We start from the raw sequence: 14,754 nt of genomic DNA, 5'->3' as shown, positions 1-14,754 counted from the left end.
CGGCCGGGCGGCGGGGCCGCGGCTCGCCGCCGGCCTGGCGGCGGGGGCGGTGGTGCTGTGGGCGTGGCCCTACTACGACTTCTTCGCGCTGTTCGGGGCGGGCGCGGACCTGGAGTCGGTGCACCGGAGCCTGTACCGGGACCTGGGGGGCCGCTACTGGCTGGCCCTGGCGGGCGTGGCCGCGCTGGTGCCGAGGTGGCGGCGCGACCACCGCGATCCGCTGGTGCTCTTCTTCGCGCTGGGGGCGCTCCTGGTCGCCGCGGGCTGGCTGACCGGCCGCTACTCGTGGGGCCGGGCACTGCCCGCCGCGCTGATCCCGGCGCAGCTCGCCGCCGCCCTGGAGGTGCTGCGGGCCGGGACCCGCCGGGCGCGCGCGGTGTGGACCGGCCTCGTTGCCGCCGCGCTCTGCGTGGGGGCGTGGACCCAGGCGGTGACCCTCGGCTACGTCGTGCCGCCCGACGCCCTGCCGCGCGCGGTGGCCGAGCGCTACCGCGAGCCCTGGACGGGCTACCAGTGGCTCACCCCGTGGGTGCGCTACGGGGACGTGGTCATGGCGCGCACCGCCGCGGCCCGGCAGATCCCGGCGTACGGCCCCTACACGGTGGCACCCGGCTACCCCGACTTCTTCCTGCCCGACGAGGGGCGCCGGACGGCGGCCGTACGGCGGTACTTCGCACCGGGCACCCCGCAGGACGTGCGGCGGGCCATCGTGCGGGAGTACCGGGTGCGCTGGGTGGTGGACCGGGGTGCGCCCGGCCCCGCCGCCGCGGCCGGACCGGGCGCCCGGCCCGGACTGCGGCTGGTGGCCCGCGGGCCGGACGGCCAGGCCCTGTACGCGGTGACCCCGTGACCGGTCGGCCCGTCAGCGCAGCACGCTTCTGAGCAGCCGGGCCGCCCGTCTCACCCGCGGCCGGGCCACCCCGCGCACCACCGGGCGCACCAGGCGGGCGGTGACGCCGACCGGCTGCCAGCGCACCTGGAGACGGCCCGCGCCGCGGCCCTCCGGCTCGACGGTGACCCGGTGCGGGGAGACACCGGTGTGGTAGTCGATGCGGGTGCTGAGGGTGGGGAAGGACAGCGGCGCCAGGACCACGGCGGTGTGGGACACGCCCCGGTGCTCGATGCGCAGCAGCGGGTGGCGCACCCCCGCGAAGCCGTGCCGGGGCACGGGGGCCGACGCCAGATCCAGGTGCACCTGCCCCTCGAAGACTCCGGGGCGCACGGGGGTGAGCCGGAACGGGGCCCTGAGCCGGCGCCGCCCCGGGGTGAGCAGGAGGCTCGCGCGGTGCGGGCCCACCGGCAGGCGCAGCCCGGGGTCGTAGGTGCGCACCGTGAGGTCGACCGAGGCGCCGGGGCCCCGGGTGAGCTCGGTGATCTCGTGCCGGAACTGCGCGCTGCGCAACGGCCGCGTGTCCAGCTCCAGGTCGGTGACGTCCAGCTCGCGCCGGGACCACGCGCCGGCGGGAACGGCGCCGCCCCAGTAGGTACGCCCGTCGGCGTCCGGAGTCACGCGGCGCGGCGCGACCGCGCGGCCGAGCCCCCGCGCCGCCGACCGGGCCTCGGCGAACCGGTGCTCGCGGACCAGTTGCAGCACCACCCGCTCCGTTCGGGGCAGCCGTGCGTAGGCCGCGGGGGACAGGGTCTCCAGGTACGGCACCACGATGCCGGCGAAGGAGCCGAGCCAGCGTTCGTCGCGGTAGGGCAGGTCGCCCGCGTACATGCGGAAGTCGTGCTTGAGGAACTTGTAGTCCTTGTCCTCGCGCAGCCCGCCGTGCCCGCTCTCGGTCAGGAAGCCGTCGATCAGGCGCTGGACGCGCACCCGGTCGCGGACGTTGCCGAGCCGGTCGCGCTGGTTGGAGATCGACGCCGCGCCGGCGGCGGCGTAGGGCGCGATGTACCAGCGGTACACGGGCTCCGGGATGATCGTGAACTCCTTGGCCAGGCAGTACGCCTGCGCCGTGAACAGCTGGTCCTCGTAGTGGATGCCCTCGGGGAAGCGCAGGTCGTGGCGGTCCAGGAAGGCGCGCGCGTACATCTTGCTCGTCGCCAGGTGCTCGAAGAGCAGCCGGGGCTCGGACTCGATGCCGAGCACCGTGCGGCGTTCGGCGACCAGGTGCCCCATCCACCGCGAGCGCCGTCCGCCGTCCTCGCGGATGCGGACCACCGCCCCCATCGCGAAGTCGATCTCGCGCTCGCGGTGGGCCGCCAGCAGCAGCTCGACCGCGTCGTCGGTGAGCTCGTCGTCGCTGTCCAGGAACATCACGTACGGCGCCCGTGCGATGTCGAGCGCGCGGTTGCGGGGCGCGCTGCACCCGCCGCTGTTCTCCGGCAGCCGCAGGCAGCGGATGCGCGGATCCCGCGCCGCCAGCCGCCGCGCCACCTGCGGGGTCGCGTCCGTGGAGTGGTCGTCGCTGATGACGATCTCCAGGGCGCGATGGGTCTGCCGGCGCACCGACTCCACCGCCCGGGGCAGCCGTTCGGCGTCGTTGTGGACGATGACGGTCACCGTGACGTCCGGTGTCATACCGCCTCCCGGGGGCTCGGCGCGGGGGTGCGTTCCTCCAGCGGGACCACCGGGGGCAGGGCGTCCTCGCTCTCCCCGAGGAAGACGCGGCGCACGACGCGCTCGGCGGCCCGGCCGTCGTCGTACTCGCAGAACCGGCGGCGGAACGCCGTGCGCGCCTTCGCCGCGGCCTCGTCCTGCCAGGCGTCGGTGGTCAGGATCTCGGTCAGTTCCCGCTGGGTGCGGGCGACCTGGCCGGGCGGCTCGGCCGGCAGGTCGAAGTAGACGCCCCGGGTGGAGCGGTAGGTCTCCCAGTCGTCGGCGTACACGACGACGGGCCGGTCGAGGTTGGCGTAGTCGAACATGATGGACGAGTAGTCCGTGACGAGCGCGTCCGCCGCCAGGCAGAGGTCCTCGACGGGGTCGTAGGCGGAGACGTCGACGACCCGGCCGGAGCGGCGCAGGGCGGTCAGCGGGGACGGGGCGCCGTCGTAGAAGTAGTGGCCGCGCACCAGCAGGACCGTGTCCTCGCCCAGCTGTTCGGCCAGCGCGGCGAGGTCCAGGCGCGGGGTCCAGACCGCCTCGTAGTCGCGGTGGGTGGGGGCGTAGAGGATCGCGCGCCGGCCCGGGGGGACGCCGAGCCGGTCCCGCACGGCCCGGACGTCGGCCGCCGTCGCCCGGTAGAAGACGTCGTTGCGCGGATAACCGTGGTCGAGGGAGACGAACCGGGCCGGATAGGCCCGCTCCCACATCCGGGTGGTGTGGCTGTTCGCCGAGACGCTGAAGTCCCACTTGTCGACCCGGGCCAGCAGCGCCCGGAAGTCCAGGCCCTTGGCGGCGGCCGGGAACTCCAGCTGGTCCAGGCCCATGCGCTTGAGGGGGGTGCCGTGATGGGTCTGCAGATGGACCGCGTCGGGCCGTTTGACCGTGTCGTCGGGGAAGTTGACGTTGTTGACGAGGTACTTCGCCGTCGCCATGACCTCGCGGTAGCGGCGGGTGCCCGGCAGGACGTGGTCGGTGTGGGGCGGCAGCAGCGCGGCGTTCTGCGGGGTCACCACCCACACCGGGTGGATCTGCGGGGCGAGTTCGGTGAGCTCGGCCGCGATCGCCGCCGGGTTGCAGGCGGCCCCGCGGTTCCAGTACGCCGAGAAGACCGCGAGGCCCGGGTCGACCGGGCGGGACAGGGCCGTGCGGTAGTGGCGGTCGCCGAGCGCGGCGGTGACCCGGCGGCGCTGGGTCCGCACGGCCGACCTCGTGGCGCGGCGGGCCCGGTTGGCGGCCTGGAAGGCGCGGTAGCGGGCGTAGGCGTTCTCCTCCAGCAGGCCGCGGCGGATGCCCTCGGGGCCGGCGGGGCGGCGGTACCCGGGCGGACGGTGGCGCACGGCCGCCTGCGACGCCCGGCGGAAGAACTCCCGGGCGACGGGCTCCGGCAGGGCGGTGCGGGCGAAGGCGCGCAGACAGTCGCGGACCATCACGTCGTACAGGACGGCGTGCGGCACCCGGCCCGCGGCACCGGGGTGCCCGGCCCCGCGCTCCTCGGCGAGGGCGAGCAGCGCCTCGTAGCGGTCGACGAGCGCGTACGTCTCCCGCGGGCCGGCCGGCGGCAGGCTCTCGGGCCGCAACTCCCTTACCTCGTAGGCGACTTGGTTCAGAGCCGCGATCCGGTCGGCGAGCAGCAGGGCGGCGTACGCGGCGAACGGCTCGTCGGGGGTGGCGAACCGCTGTTCGTGCGCCCGCCAGAAGGCGGTGCGCAGGGCGCGGTTGCCGAGCAGGGGGGTGACGCGCAGCGCGCCGCGGGCGAGGTCGTCGAGCTGCCGGGGCGCGCGGCCGGCACGGGCGAGGAGCGGGCCGTCCCGGGAGGGGAGCCCGGCGCTCTCCCAGGTGGAGCGGACGTGGTCGAGCAGGAGGACGTCGACCTCGTCGGGGAGTTCGGCGGTGCGCTCGGCCACCGTGCGCGGGGCGCCGGCGGGCAGGCCGTCCCGGGAGTGCACGAACTGCAGGAACCGGCCCGAGGCGCGGGCCGCCCCGGCGGAGCGGGCGGCCGCGGCCCCGGTGCCCTCCGGCAGGGGCAGCACCAGCATGTCAGGGGCGTGGCGGGCCGCCGTCTCCTGCGCCCAGTCGCCGACGGCCGCCACGACGACCTCGACGCCGGGCTGCGGACGGGCGGCGAGCGAGGCGAGGAGTCCGGTCAGTCGGTCCCGGGTGTTCGGCCCGTGGACGACGACGCTGAGCTCGGGCATCGCGCAGACTCCTTCACCTTCGCCGACGCTACGGGGCCACCCCGCTTGGCCATAGTGGCACTAATAGGATGAAAGGGTGACCCCGGAGGGTGCCGTACGGCCCCGGATTGCGCCTCACGAGGGAACGCGGCCGGCGCCCTCCCCGGGCCGCACCTCAGGCGTCGGCTTCGGCCCGGCCGCGGGCTTCGGCCCGGCCCCCTTGCCGCCCGTGAAGCTCTCGTACTCCTTCAGGACGTCGTCCGTGGGGCCGTCCATGCGCAGCTCCCCGCGCTCCAGCCACAGCACCCGCTCGCAGGTGTCGCGGATCGACTTGTTGTTGTGGCTGACCAGGAACACCGTGCCCGCGTGCTTGCGCAGTTCCCGGATCCGCGCCTCGGAGCGCTTCTGGAAGGACCGGTCGCCGGTCGCCAGCGCCTCGTCGACGAGCAGGACGTCGTGGTCCTTGGCGGCGGCGATGGAGAAGCGCAGCCGGGCCGCCATGCCGGAGGAGTAGGTGCGCATCGGCAGGGTGATGAAGTCGCCCTTCTCGTTGATGCCGGAGAAGTCGACGATCTCCTGGTGGCGGGCCCTGATCTGCTCGCGGGACATCCCCATGGCGAGCCCGCCGAGATGGACGTTGCGCTCGCCGGTGAGGTCGTTCATCAGGGCCGCGTTCACGCCGAGCAGGGAGGGCTGGCCGTCGGTGAAGATCCGGCCCCGCTCCACCGGCAGCAGCCCCGCGACCGCCTTCAGCAGCGTCGACTTGCCGGAGCCGTTGGTGCCGACGAGCCCGATGGCCTCGCCCTTGTACGCCACGAAGGAGACGTCCCGGACGGCGTGCACCGTGCGCACGCCCGCCGTCCGCTCGGCCGGCCCGCGCCGCAGGATGCGGTGGAGGGCGGCGGTGGCGGACCCCCGCCCGGCGCCCGTGCCGTTGACGCGGTAGACGACGTCGACGCCGTCGGCGACGACGGTCGGGATCGCGCCGCCGCCGCTCGCGGGGGCGGGGTGCTGCGGGTTCGGGTGCTCAGCCACGGCCGTAGGTCTCCTCAGCCTTCCAGAAGTAGACGAAGCCGCCCGCGCCGGCGAGCAGCGCCCAGCCCGCGGCGAGCGCCCACACGTGCTGCGGGAGCCGGTCCGCGCCGAAGCTGTCGATCAGCGCGAAGCGCATCAGGTCGATGTAGACGGCGGCCGGGTTGGCCTGGAGGACCGGCAGGACCCAGGAGGGCCAGCCGGTGTGCTTGCCCGCCAGGTTGTCGATGCTCCACATCACCCCGGAGACGTACATCCAGGTGCGCAGGACGAACGGCATCAGCTGCGCGATGTCCGGAGTCCTCGCGCCCATCCTCGCCATGACCATCGACACGCCCGCGTTGAACGTGAACTGCAAGGCCAGGGCCGGCAGCGCCAGCGCCCAGGAGAAGGCGACCGGGACGCCGAAGGCGAGCAGGATGACGACCAGGGCGCACATCGAGAACAGCAGCTGCTGCAACTGCTGGAGGCAGAAGGAGATCGGCAGCGCCGCCCGCGGGAAGTGCAGGGCCCGCACCAGGCCGAGGTTGCCGGATATCGCCCGGGTGCCCGCCAGGATCGAGCTCTGGGTGAACGTCCACACGAACACGCCCGTCACGAGGAACGGCACGTAGTCCGGGACGCCCCTCCTGGTGCCCAGCAGCACCCCGAAGATCAGGTAGTAGACGGCCGCGTTCAGCAGCGGGGTCATCACCTGCCAGACCTGGCCGAGCCTGGCCTGGCTGTACTGGGCCGTGAGCTTGGCGGTCGAGAACGCCGCGATGAAGTGCCGCCGCGCCCAGAGCAGGCGGACGTACGCGGCGAGCGGGGGACGGGCGCCGCTGACCGTGAGGCCGTGCCGGGCGGCGAGGGCGGCGAGGTCGCCGTGCCCGGGTGGGGCGGAGCCCGTCGGGGGCGGGGGGTGCGGGGCCTGGGTCACATCCGCTGCTTTCGCTCGGGATCTCGGTCGGGATTTCGCTGGGGAGGGGCGCCCGGGAGGGGCGCCCGGACGGGCGGGCACCGGCGGTGGCCGTCGGCTTCCTACGGTTCTCCTCACGGATTCTTCCGTCGGGACGGGACCGTATCGTCGCAACGTGAGCGTAGGGCGCTCGGACGTCGGGACGCAACCGTTCCGTCGTCACGTGGGGCAGGCGTCACCCGGCCGTCGCCCCGCGGCCACCCCGGTGTCCCGCCGGTGTCGCCGGGGTGCCGCCGCCGGGCGGGCCGCGAAGGGACGGGACCGTATCGTCGCAACGCCCTATGCTGGGCGGTATGACGACGAACGCCGACGAGCCCGCCACGCGTCCGCGCCGCAGGACCCCCGCCGGGGCCGCCGTCCTGCGCGAGGACGTGACGGAGGCGATCCGGGCGGCCGTCTTCGAGGAACTGGCCGCCGTCGGCTACGCGCGCATGTCGATCGAGGGCATCGCGCGCCGGGCGGGCGTCGGCAAGACCGCGGTGTACCGGCGCTGGCGCTCCAAGCTGCACCTGGTGCTCGACGTGGTGTCGGCGGTCGCGGTCGGGGGCCTGCCCGTGCCGGACACCGGTTCGCTGGAGCAGGACCTGCGACTGCTGTACGAGGTGACCGCCCGTGCCCTGCGGCACCCGCTGGCCTCGCAGATCCTCCCCGACCTCCAGGCCGAGGCCGCCCGCAGCCCCGAGATCGCCGAGGCCGTGCAGCAGGCCCTGCGGGACGGTCAGGCGGGCGTGGCGAGCGGCATCGTCGCGGCGGCGGAGCGGCGCGGGGAGATCCGCCCCGGCGCCGACCGGGACCTGGCCCTGGACCTGATCTCCGGCCCGCTGTACTGGCGTTCGGTGGTGATCCGCGCCCCCGGGCTCCCCAAGGACCACCTGGAGACCCTGTCCCGCGCGACGGCGCAGGCGCTCAGGGCGCTGTGACGCGGACGGCGCCGGACCCGGCCCGAGCCGGACCGGCGCCGCGCCCCCGCGCTCCGGGCCGGGGCGGCGTCAGTCCCGTGCCGCCCCCGGGTGCCTGCGGATCCAGCCGGCCCAGGCCGAGGTGACCATGTCGCGGAGGTCGTGCTTGGCCTTCCAGCCGAGCTCGGTGGCCGCCCGGTCGGCCGAGGCGACCACGCGGGCGGGGTCGCCGGGGCGGCGGGGGGTGACCGCCGGGGGGTGGTCGTGGCCCGTGACCGCGTTGATCGTGTCGATCATCTCGCGGACCGAGACCCCTTCGCCGCGGCCGATGTTCAGGGTGAGCGAGCGGCCGGGGGAGCTGTGCAGCACGCGGGCCGCGGCCACATGGGCCTCGGCCAGGTCCACCACATGGATGTAGTCGCGCACGCAGGTGCCGTCGGGTGTCGGGTAGTCGTCGCCGAAGATGCGCGGGGCCGCGTCGCGCGTCAGCCTCTCGAAGACCATGGGGACGAGGTTGAAGACCCCGGTGTCGGCGATCTCGGGGGCGGCCGCGCCCGCCACGTTGAAGTAGCGCAGCGACGCCGTGGACAGCCCGGTGGCCCGGCCCGTCGCCCGCACCAGCCACTCGCCCGCGAGCTTGGTCTCGCCGTACGGCGACATCGGCACGCACGGTGTCTCCTCCGTCACGAGGTCGACGTCGGGCATGCCGTAGACCGCGGCGGACGAGGAGAAGACGAACGACGGCACCTTCGCCGCCGTCACCGCCTCCAGCAGCACCCGCAGGCCCTCCAGGTTCTCCCGGTAGTAGAGCAGGGGCAGCTCCACCGACTCGCCGACCTGCTTCTTCGCCGCGAGATGGACGACACCGGTGATGCGGTGCGCCGCGAGGGCGCGGGCGACGCGCTCCCGGTCCAGCGTCGAGCCGACGACCAGCGGGACGCCGTCGGGCACCCGGTCGGGGACGCCGGTGGACAGGTCGTCGTAGACCACGGCGCGCTCGCCCGCCCCGGTCATCGCCCGTACGACGTGCGCGCCGATGTAGCCGGCGCCGCCGGTGATCAGCCAGGTCATGTGCGGCCGTCCCCTCGTGTGTGGCCTGTGGTCGGCCGGTTGTCGTGCCGATTGCGCCGGCCGTGCCGGTCCGGGAGTGCGCGCGGGCGGTCCCGGAGCCGGTGGAGCAGGCGGCGGAACCGTGCGCGGAGCACCGACAGCACGCCCCGCGCGCCCGGAGCGACGCGCAGTGCCAGTGAGCCGGAGTGTGTGGCGTACGGCTGCACCAGCGCGAGGGCGTACCGGTGCCCGAGCACGGCGCGGCGGCGCAGGGCACCGGCGCCCGTCCCGGCGTGCGCCGTCATCTCGCGGTGCGAGCCGTCCGTGAAGCGGACCCGCAGCCGCAGGTCCCAGGTGCCGGCCGGGAAGTCCGCCCAGCGCAGGGTCGTCGCGGCCCGCCAGACGCCCCCGTCCGCGGCCGTGAGGTCCAGCACCGCGGCGGCCCCGGCCGCCCGGCCCGTGCCGCGGTCGCGCCACTGCGCCTCCAGCGCCTGCGGACCCGCCTGCGCCACCCGGCCGTACAGCTCGTGCAGGCACAGCCGGAGTCCGGCGGTGCGCGTGCGCGGCCGCAGCCGCGCCTCCACGGCGAGCGGGAGTTCGCGCACGGGCCGGGTGAGCAGCGCGTCGAGCGGGACCTGGGGGAGCGCGGCCGACCAGGCGGGGGTGCCGTCGGGGGCGTGCGCGTAGGGCGGGAGCAGCCGCGCGGGGCGGGAGGCCAGGTCCCGCAGCCGGGGCAGGTCGCAGGGCTCGGCGGAGGCCAGGACGACGCGGCCGACGAGACGGCCCGGCGCGGTGGGGTTGGCCGCCCAGTCGGCGGCGTCGAACTCCGCGAGGTGGGCGCGGGTGTGCGCCCACCACGCGCGCTGGTAGTCCGCGTCGCGCAGCCCCAGCTCGCGGGCGTACATCCGCAGCTCGTGGTCGAGGAACTTGGCGCGGGCCGCCCGCGCCAGCTCCTTCTGCCCGGCGCCGAGCAGGATCTCGTACGCCAGCCGGCCCGCCTCCGTGCGCGCCCGCCAGTTGCCGATGCCCGCGCGGTCCAGGGAGATCGAGAGCCGGCCGGCCGAGCGGCGCACGTGCCAGACGTACACCGGGTCGGGGACGAGGGCGATACGCGGGCCGGCGGCGAGCACGCGCGCGGTGAAGACGAGGTCCTCGTAGGGGAAGCGGCCTTCGGGGAAGCGGATGCCGTGCTCGCGCAGAAAGCCGGTGCGGTACAGCTTGTTGACGCAGAGCGTGTCGTGCACCAGGCGCGGGCGCAGCGCGGGGCGCTCGATGACGGCGTGCGCGGCGTAGAGCGCGGGCTCCCACGGCACGTCGCGCCCGCCGGGCAGCTCCCGCCGTACGCACCTGCCGCCCGCCACCTCCGCTTCCGCACCCGTGGCTGCCGCCAGGAGCGCGCCCGCCGCGCCCGCCGGGAGGACGTCGTCGCTGTCCAGGAACATCACGTAGGGCGCGCTCACCCGGTCGAGGCCGGTGTTGCGGGGGCTGCCGCAGCCGCCGCTGTTGACCCGGCGCCGGACGGCCACGACCCGCGGTTCGGCCGCCGCGAGCCGGGTGAGCAGGGCCGCGCTGCCGTCGGTCGAGCAGTCGTCGACCGCGATCACCTCGCGCACCACGGGCCCCTGCGCGAGCGCCGAGCGCACGGCCGCCGTCACGTGCGCGGCGTCGTTGTAGCCGATGACGACCACGGCGACCTGGGCGTCGCCTGCGGGGGGCGGGGGGTCAGGGTGCATGAGGGCCACGGTCCGGGGTCGAGGGGAAGGGGGTGACAGCCCGTCAGGCGGGACGCGCGGCCCGGTCCGGAAGACGGCCGGACCCGGCGGCCGGTTCAGCGCGGCGCGGCGGTGTTTCGGGGACGGGGGGCGTGCGCAGGCGGGGCGTGGGGCTGCGTCACTGCGGATCGTAGGCCGGGGGACGCCGTATTCGGCGTGATACGCCGTGGAGTGGGAGTAAATGTCAGGTAATACGACAATTTGGCTCAAGGGTGATGCGGGCCGGGTGCCGCGCGACCGGGCCGCCGCCCGCACCCCTGGCGCCTGCCGCCCCTGCCTCTGTTCCTGTTCCTGTCGTCGCCCGCCGCCCGCCGCCCTTCGCCCTTCGCCCTTCGCCCGCCGCCCCCGCCCCCGCCCCCGCCCCCGCCTACGCCCCGCGTCCCGGCGTCCCCGCGAGGGCCGCCGCGTCCAGGGCGGTGGTGAGCTGGTCCAGCCTCGCCCGCAGTGCGCCGATCTCCGCCACGTCGAAGCCCGTCGCCGCCGCGATCCGGCGCGGCACCTCCGCGGCCCGCTCGCGCAGCGCGGTCCCCTCGGCGGTCGGCCGCACCTCCACCGAGCGCTCGTCGCGGGTGCTGCGCTCCCGGCGGACCAGGCCGGCCGCCTCCAGCCGCTTGAGCAGCGGCGACAGCGTGCCGGAGTCCAGGCGCAGATGCTCGCCCAGCCGCTTCACCGGCAGTTCGCCGTGCTCCCAGAGCACCAGCATCACCAGGTACTGCGGATAGGTCAGGCCCAGGTCCTTCAGGATCACGCGGTAGACGCCGCCGAAGGCGCGCGAGGCGGCGTGCAGGGAGAAGCAGATCTGCTGGTCGAGGCGGAGCCAGTCCTCGGCCTTCGGCGGGGTCGTCATGTCCCCCAGGGTAGCGCGTGCCCCTCATTTAGTTGTGCACAATTAAATTGTGTGCTCTACTTCTGGTCGTGCGGCGGTCCCAGGACGGAACGGGGCCGCGACGACTTCCGAGAGGGATGGTTTTCCATGGACGCGCTCTACACCGCTGTCGCCACCGCCACCCACGGCCGTGAGGGCCGCACCGTCTCCAACGACGGCAAGATCGACCTCGCCCTGAGCCTGCCGGTCGCGATGGGCGGCGACGGTCAGGGCACCAACCCGGAGCAGCTCTTCGCCGCCGGGTACGCCGCCTGCTTCGGCAGCGCCCTCGGCCTCGTCGGCCGCCAGGCCAAGGTCGACGTCTCCGACGCCGCCGTGACCGCCGAGGTCGGCATCGGCAAGCAGGGCGAGGGCTTCGCCCTGGCCGTCACCCTCCGCGTCGAACTGCCCGACGGTCTCGACGAGGCCACCGGACGCAAGCTGGTCGAGCAGGCCCACCAGGTCTGCCCCTACTCCCACGCCACCCGCGGCAACATCCCGGTCGACCTCGTCATCGAGTAACCCGCGCCGCCGGTCAGCCGATCCGCGCCAGCACCTCGCCCGTCTCCCGGCTCCACGCCACCACCACCGCCTCCTCCGGCACCTTCTTCCACCGCGTCAGCAGCAGCCAGCGCGCGTGGTACCGCCGGGCGACGGCCGTGCGCTCGGCCCGCGTGGACGCCGGGGCGAGGTAGGCGCGGACATCGGCCAGCCGGCGCAGGCGCTCCCGCTCGTCCAGCGCGGGATCGGGCCAGATCGGCGCCGCCAGGGCGGGCCCGTACCCCGGGATCGAGCGCGGCGCGAAGTGCCCGTCGGAGATCACCACCTCGCCCTTGCCGACATGACGCGCCACCCAGGCGTACGACGGCCAGCGCGAGGGCTGTTCGAGCCCGATCGGGTCCAGCGCGCGCGGCACCACCGCCCCGCCCTGCACGGTGAGGAACCCGACGCACGCCCCGACCGCCGCGGCCCACCCCAGCGCCCGGCACGCCAGGTGCCACGGCCGGGGCGCCGCCAGCTCCACCGCCAGCGCGAACTGCGGCGGCACCAGGGTGAGCCCGAGAATCCTGCCGTAGGTGTAGCGGCCGCTCACCCAGCCGTACGCCACCAGCAGGCAGTCCAGGGCGAACAGCAGCACCAGCGGATCGCGCCAGGACGCCCTGCGCCACCGCAGCCACAGTGCCGGCAGGCCCAGCAGCGCCAGCCAGAACTGCCCCGGCAGCCGCTCGTACAGCCGCCGGTGCATCGCGTCCACGCTGCCGTCGCCGGCCAGCGCGAACACGTCGAAGTACGGCCAGGCCCCGGCGAGCACCAGGGCCGTGGCCCCCGCCACCGCCCACCGCGCGGCCACCGCCGCGCTCCAGTGCCGCTGCGAGCCGACGACGAAGGCCACCGCGCCCAGCGCCGCCGCCACCGCGGTGATCGGGTGGATCAGCAGGATCAGCCCGTACAGCGCGCCCAGCCCGGCGTACCCGGCGAACCCCGGCTGCCCGCTCGGGCCGACGTAGCGGACCGGCCCCCGCGCCGGACCCCTGGCCCGCGACCCCGTCCACGCCCAGGCCCAGAAGGTGAGCCCGATCGCGAACGCCGACGGGTAGCCGAGGTTGCCCGTCATCGACATCAGGTTCAGATACCCGCTCCACCAGGCCCGCTCGGTCCCCCACAGCAGCGTCATCGCGCCCAGCGCGAGCACCGGCGCCCACGGCCTCGGGGTGAGCACCCGTACCAGCCGGCCGATACCGGTCAGCAGGACGGCCAGGTTCAGCACACCCGCGAGCCGCACGACCTCCCAGCCGCCCAGCCCCGTCAGCAGCGCGAACGCGCCCTGCGCCACCGCGTACGGCGAGTAGTAGGGGCTGCCCGCGCCCGGCAGGTCCGCCATCGGATGGCGCGGGTGCAGCAGATCCGCCTTCAGCCGCTCCACCACCGCCGCGTGCTGGCCCGCGTCGCAGCACAGCGGCACGGCCCAGTACGCCAGCAGCATCACCAGGAAGAACGCGAGACCGAAGACCTGGTACGGCGTCGGACGCGGGCCGCGGCCGCCGCGCAGGGCGCTCGCGCCGCGCACGGCCCGCCGGACGGGGGAACCGACGTCGGCGCCCGCGGCTCCGAGCGTGGAGGTGCTGGGGGTTCGAGGCATTTGGCGAGTGTTCCCGGAGGCATCCACGGCCTTGCCTCATCTCACCGCATCGGATGAGCCCATCCGTGTCCGCGCCGCGCTCAGCGGGCGTCCAGCAGCGCAGGCGCGCCCGCCGGACCGGGCACGCGCTGCGCCCCGGACCCGCGCTCCGGCATCCGCTCGCCCAGCATCAGCGTGCGCACCACCCGCTCGGCGGCCCGCCCGTCGTCGAACTCGCAGAACCGCTCGCGGAACCCCTGCCGCAGCCGCGCCGACTCCCCGTCCCGCCAGGCCCCCGACGTGAACAGCGCCGCCAACTCCCCGTACGCGCGCGTGACATGCCCCGGCGCCTGCGCCGTGATGTCGAAGTAGGCACCGCGGCTCGCGGTGTACGCCGCCCAGTCGTCGGCGTGGATCACGATCGGCCGGTCCAGAAGCGCGTAGTCGAACATCAGCGCGGAGTAGTCCGTCACGAGGACGTCGGCGGCCAGCAGCACGTCCTCGACGTGCGGCACGTCCGTCGCGTCCACGAGCAGGCCCCGGCGGTGCAGATCGGCCAGGCCCATGCCCCGGGCCGTGCCCTTGGCCAGCGACGGGTGCAGCCGCACCACCAGCGTGTGGTCCGGGCCGAGGTCGCGGGCGAAGCGCGCCAGGTCGATCCGGTCCACATGGCCGCCCCGCCGGTACTCCCGCCGGGTCGGCGCGTACAGCACCACCGCGCGCCCGGCCGGCACCCCGAGCCGGGCCCGCGCCGCCTCCGTCTCCCGGGGACCGGCGCCGACCAGCACGTCGTTGCGCGGGCTGCCGGTGCGCACCGAGGCGAAGTGGCACGGGTACGCCCGCTCCCACACCAGCTCCGAGTGCCGGTTGGCCACCAGGCTGTAGTCCCAGCGGTCCGCCCGCCACAGCATCTTCGGCACGTCGAACCCGTGCCGGGCCCCGGGCTTCGCCAGCAGATCGGCGGCCATGTACTTGAGCGGGGTGCCCTGATGGGTGTGGATGTGGACGCTGCCCGGCCGCTTGGCCAGCGTGCCGGGCCAGTTGACGTTGTTCACCCAGTACGTCGCCCGCGCCATGACCTCGTGGTAGCGCCGCGAGCCAGGCGTCACGAAGTCCGTCCCCGGCGGCAGCCCCTCCACCGCGTCCTCCCGCACCACCCAGACGCCCTCCAACTGCGGGGCGATCTCACGGGCCTTGGCGAACACCGCAGCCGGATCGCCCAGCACACCGCGGTGCGAGAACGCCGAGTAGACGGCGAGCCGCGGATCGAGCGGACGCCGCGACTGGGCCGCGTACCAGAGCCGCCGGCCGCGCTGCCCGGCCGCGCGGCCCGCCCG

General features: G+C 75.2%; 11 protein-coding genes and 1 pseudogene. 3 read left to right on the top strand and 9 right to left on the bottom strand.

The annotated features are described in order from the left end of the window. A pseudogene (locus SZN_RS29480) lies at positions 1-850 on the top strand (hypothetical protein); the annotation flags it as partial. 12 nt (positions 851-862) lie between these two features. Here the strand turns inward: SZN_RS29480 and SZN_RS29475 are convergent. From SZN_RS29475 to SZN_RS29460, 4 genes are all read right to left on the bottom strand, one after another. After that, positions 863-2,524, bottom strand: a complete 1,662-nt coding sequence (locus tag SZN_RS29475) for a glycosyltransferase family 2 protein (protein WP_007502174.1) — start codon at positions 2,522-2,524, stop codon at positions 863-865. Continuing rightward, the gene (locus SZN_RS29470; protein ID WP_007502171.1) at positions 2,521-4,743 is read right to left on the bottom strand and encodes a CDP-glycerol glycerophosphotransferase family protein; all 2,223 of its coding nucleotides are present in this window, start codon (positions 4,741-4,743) and stop codon (positions 2,521-2,523) included. Before SZN_RS29470 ends, SZN_RS29475 begins: the two co-directional genes overlap by 4 nt. A gap of 114 nt (positions 4,744-4,857) precedes the next feature. Then, a complete protein-coding gene (locus tag SZN_RS29465) occupies positions 4,858-5,757 on the bottom strand; it encodes an ABC transporter ATP-binding protein (protein WP_007502169.1) in 900 nt (299 codons plus the stop codon). Next, entirely contained in the window at positions 5,750-6,673 is a 924-nt protein-coding gene (locus tag SZN_RS29460) for an ABC transporter permease (protein ID WP_007502168.1), read from the bottom strand. Before SZN_RS29460 ends, SZN_RS29465 begins: the two co-directional genes overlap by 8 nt. A 332-nt stretch (positions 6,674-7,005) precedes the next feature. Between SZN_RS29460 and SZN_RS29455 the strand changes: the two genes are divergently transcribed. Continuing rightward, on the top strand, positions 7,006-7,632 hold the full coding sequence (locus tag SZN_RS29455) for a TetR/AcrR family transcriptional regulator (protein ID WP_043733850.1): 627 nt from the start codon (positions 7,006-7,008) through the stop codon (positions 7,630-7,632). 69 nt (positions 7,633-7,701) lie between these two features. On the opposite strand, the gene galE is transcribed toward SZN_RS29455, so the two are convergent. The 3 genes from galE to SZN_RS29440 form a co-directional block, all read right to left on the bottom strand. Continuing rightward, a complete protein-coding gene (galE, locus tag SZN_RS29450) occupies positions 7,702-8,682 on the bottom strand; it encodes a UDP-glucose 4-epimerase GalE (protein WP_007502166.1) in 981 nt (326 codons plus the stop codon). After that, complete coding sequence (locus tag SZN_RS29445; RefSeq protein WP_007502165.1) at positions 8,679-10,394, bottom strand: glycosyltransferase family 2 protein; 1,716 nt, start codon at positions 10,392-10,394, stop codon at positions 8,679-8,681. The genes galE and SZN_RS29445 overlap by 4 nt, the downstream gene beginning before the upstream one ends. A 406-nt stretch (positions 10,395-10,800) precedes the next feature. After that, positions 10,801-11,280 (bottom strand): MarR family winged helix-turn-helix transcriptional regulator, encoded by a 480-nt coding sequence (locus tag SZN_RS29440; protein ID WP_007502164.1) that lies wholly within the window; start codon positions 11,278-11,280, stop codon positions 10,801-10,803. Between the two features lie 126 nt (positions 11,281-11,406). On the opposite strand from SZN_RS29440, the gene SZN_RS29435 reads away from it, so the two are divergent. Continuing rightward, a complete protein-coding gene (locus SZN_RS29435) occupies positions 11,407-11,820 on the top strand; it encodes an organic hydroperoxide resistance protein (protein ID WP_007502162.1) in 414 nt (137 codons plus the stop codon). Between the two features lie 13 nt (positions 11,821-11,833). Here SZN_RS29435 and SZN_RS29430 read toward each other — a convergent pair whose 3' ends face one another. Further along, a complete protein-coding gene (locus tag SZN_RS29430; RefSeq protein WP_007502160.1) occupies positions 11,834-13,438 on the bottom strand; it encodes a hypothetical protein in 1,605 nt (534 codons plus the stop codon). 80 nt (positions 13,439-13,518) lie between these two features. Then, on the bottom strand, positions 13,519-14,754 hold a 1,236-nt coding region (locus SZN_RS29425; protein WP_007502159.1), incomplete at its 5' end, for a CDP-glycerol glycerophosphotransferase family protein.

It is taken from the genome of Streptomyces zinciresistens K42 (assembly GCF_000225525.1).
GTDB lineage: Bacteria > Actinomycetota > Actinomycetes > Streptomycetales > Streptomycetaceae > Streptomyces > Streptomyces zinciresistens.
This window is presented reverse-complemented; position numbering and strand designations above follow the sequence as displayed.

Bases quoted from the DNA above. Each gene is read 5' to 3' on its own strand.
- SZN_RS29440 (WP_007502164.1), bottom strand. From the start codon at position 11,280: ATGACGACCCCGCCGAAGGCCGAGGACTGGCTCCGCCTCGACCAGCAG.
- SZN_RS29475 (WP_007502174.1), bottom strand. From the start codon at position 2,524: ATGACACCGGACGTCACGGTGACCGTCATCGTCCACAACGACGCCGAA.
- SZN_RS29430 (WP_007502160.1), bottom strand. From the start codon at position 13,438: ATGCCTCGAACCCCCAGCACCTCCACGCTCGGAGCCGCGGGCGCCGAC.
- SZN_RS29470 (WP_007502171.1), bottom strand. From the start codon at position 4,743: ATGCCCGAGCTCAGCGTCGTCGTCCACGGGCCGAACACCCGGGACCGA.
- galE (WP_007502166.1), bottom strand. From the start codon at position 8,682: ATGACCTGGCTGATCACCGGCGGCGCCGGCTACATCGGCGCGCACGTC.
- SZN_RS29445 (WP_007502165.1), bottom strand. From the start codon at position 10,394: ATGCACCCTGACCCCCCGCCCCCCGCAGGCGACGCCCAGGTCGCCGTG.
- SZN_RS29455 (WP_043733850.1), top strand. From the start codon at position 7,006: ATGACGACGAACGCCGACGAGCCCGCCACGCGTCCGCGCCGCAGGACC.
- SZN_RS29435 (WP_007502162.1), top strand. From the start codon at position 11,407: ATGGACGCGCTCTACACCGCTGTCGCCACCGCCACCCACGGCCGTGAG.